Source organism: Fibrobacter sp. UWP2 (genome assembly GCF_900141705.1).
Classification (GTDB): Bacteria; Fibrobacterota; Fibrobacteria; order Fibrobacterales; family Fibrobacteraceae; genus Fibrobacter.
This window is the reverse complement of the sequence record NZ_FQYM01000061.1, coordinates 1-2,899: the sequence shown is the minus strand read 5'-3', so window position 1 is coordinate 2,899 and position 2,899 is coordinate 1. Positions and strand designations below refer to the sequence as shown.

The following is a 2,899-nucleotide window of genomic DNA, read 5'->3' as shown; positions in this document are numbered from 1 at the left end:
TGCTTGGTGTTTTTTTGCTGAACCAAATTTACAAGTTGGAGACCACCTTTTTCTTTTTGGTTGCAGAAATTTCAACTAACTTTGGGGCATCTTCCGTTTCTCCCACCAACATGCAGGTTTATGCCGACGGTGGCGCTCTCATCGGTCATTTTGACGTCGCATCGGGCTCCATTATCGCGAACAACTCTGTGGTGGTGACAGGCCTTGACCTGAACATGCTCGCCACAGTCCCGACTTCGGCTGTATTCACGCAGCCCCAGCAGACAACGCCCATCGACATTCCCGTGGACCCGACGCTCATGTCTTCTGCAGAAGTCGTCCTCCCGACAAGCTCCGATGTCCCCGTTACGCCGAGCTCCGCCACGGTCACGCCTCCGCCTTCTAGCAACAATCAGCAAACTACAGTCTCTTCCGCAACGCAGACAACGCCCAAGTCCTCGTCGTCATCTCAAAAGCAGCAAACGTCCAGCTCGTCGTCCAAGCAGCAGGTTGTCACCAGCTGCGAACAGGGCAAGTGCCTCGACAAGATTTGCGGCGGATGCGTGGAACCCTATGCCCAGGGTCTCAAGACTACCAAAAACAGCAATTACTCTTACGACAACGAGTGCAAGCTTTTGGACTGGTACGACGCCGGCGACCTTAAGGACGGCTCGGCTCAATGCGCCAACGGCAACGGCAGCCAACAACCAACCCAGAGCTCCAGCTCCCAGCAGCAGCAGCAGAACACGTCCTCTTCCAGCGTAAAGAGCTCCAGCAGCGTCAAAAGCTCCAGCAGCGTAAAGAGCTCCTCCAGCGTTGCAAGTTCTTCTAGCACTCAGCAACAGCAGGGCACATCGCCTGTTATCAAGGTGGTCGCGGGCGGCAAGTCCGGTTCCGGCAAGGCCACCCGTTATTGGGACAGCTGCAAGCCGCACTGCGCTTGGCCCGGAAAGGGCGGTCCGCAGGCCACGACTTGCCATGCCGATGGCAGCAAGGCCGGTGGCGACGAAGCAAGTGTGTGCGACGGCGGCTCTGCCGGTACGTGCGCAACCCAGGCCCCTGTTATTGTGAACGACGAATACGCATACGCCTTTGCGGCAACATCCGGATCTTGGGTTTCTTGCGGCAAGTGCTACATGCTCTCGTTCAACGGCCAAGCCGAAGGCGGAGCCAAGTCCAGCATCAACGGCAAGAAGTTGATCGTTATGGTTTCGAACATCGGCTACGACGTTCATGAAGGTCAGTTCGACATCATGATTCCGGGTGGCGGCGTTGGCGCCTTCAGCGGATGCCAGAAGATGGGCATTTCCTGTGCCGGCGCTCAATACGGCGGCTTGCTCACCACCTGCAAAGGCGACAAGTCCTGCCTTATTGAACAGTGCAACAAGGAATACGGCAACAACGCCAACCTCAAAAACGGTTGCTTGTTCCTTGCCAACTGGCTTGACGCGGCAGACAACCCGAAGCACACCTTCCAGGAAGTGGAGTGCCCGAGCGAGCTCTCCAGCCGCTACTAATATTTGCTAAAAAATAGATTTCGAACCCGCCTCCACGAGGCGGGTTTTTCGTATTTCACTCTTGACATCTTATCAATGATTCGCATCACCATTTATAAGAATTTACAAGACAAAGAACATCTTAAATTGTATTTTTAAGGTGGGTTTGTGGATGTAACAAAGAGGTATTAATTAATGAAATTCCCCTATTTTAGATTTTTGGCCGTTGCAGGAATTCTTGCTTTTGCCTGGAACTGTTCCGATGAATCATCCACAGAATCTTCCGACACCGCGGCGCAAGAACTTCCATTTGATATCAACAGCATCGCAGTCGCAAACCCCAGCTGGGTGTTTTTTGACGGAGCAAATATTTTCGTAATCTCGGCAGCCAACGCAGAGACTTCTCCAACGCTTGAAGTGACCGACGTTCAAGGCAACTTGATTGGCCTGTACGACATTCCCTCCCAGTCGATTTTTGACCTCGCCATGCAGCCGGTTTTCATTGGCGTCGATTTGGCAACCCTCCCCGCGGTGTTCCCTCAGGAGCCGGCCTCCAGCGCCGACCCACTCCCGGCCTCTTCCGAAGCCCAGGTCCCGGGACTTTCTTCTGCCGTGGATTTGCCGGCCAGTTCGAGCGAGCAGGCCCACCCCTCTTCCGGGACGGCTTCCTCCAGCAGCTCCAAAGTTCGTTCCAGTTCCAGCGTGAAGTCCTCTTCTAGCGTCAAGTCCAGTTCCAGCGTCAGGAGCTCGAGCAGCCGCGCCACCACGACCCAGTTCAAGGTCAAGAGCGGCGGCCACCAGGGCCACGGCTGGGGCACCCGTTACTGGGACTGCTGCAAGCCCCACTGCGGATGGGACGGCAACGTGGGCAAGAACGCCCAAGACAAGCGCGAAGCCAAGACTACAACCCAGACCTGCGACAACAAGATGGAAACCATCGGTAACGGCTACAAGAGTGTTTGCGACGGTGGCGAAGCCGGCGTCTGCGACTTCCAGGCCCCGTGGGCAGCCACCGACAACATCGCCTTCGGTTTTGCGGCAGTTCCCGCGGCCGACGGCGCCAAGTGCGGCTACTGCTACCTCCTCACCTTCGACGGCGGCGACCACCAGGGCGGCGGCAACGGCCTCAACGGCAAAAAAATGGTCGTGATGGTGTCCAACATCGGCGGCGACGTGCAGCAGGGACAGTTCGACCTGATGATTCCGGGCGGTGGCGTAGGCATGTTCAACGGATGCAGCAAGCAGCTCGGCATCGGCTCCATGGGCAGCCAGTACGGCGGCTACCTCAGCGAATGCGGTGCCGGCAACAAGGGCTGCCTCCTCGACAAGGGTAACGTATATTTTCTTTCGCAAATTCCACTAAGGGGGTAAAAAAATAGGATGTTCCAATTTTTAGATTTGAAATAACCACAAATCAAACACAA

General features: G+C 55.7%; 2 protein-coding genes. Both read left to right on the top strand.

What is annotated here, in order from left to right; all coding sequences use genetic code 11:
- Nucleotides 1-1,496: hypothetical protein (locus BUB55_RS13645; RefSeq protein WP_234971951.1), on the top strand; the 1,496-nt coding region annotated here is incomplete at its 5' end.
- 174 nt (nucleotides 1,497-1,670) lie between these two features.
- On the top strand, nucleotides 1,671-2,846 hold the full coding sequence (locus BUB55_RS13640) for a hypothetical protein (protein ID WP_073192415.1): 1,176 nt from the start codon (nucleotides 1,671-1,673) through the stop codon (nucleotides 2,844-2,846).
- Nucleotides 2,847-2,899: the final 53 nt, after the last annotated feature.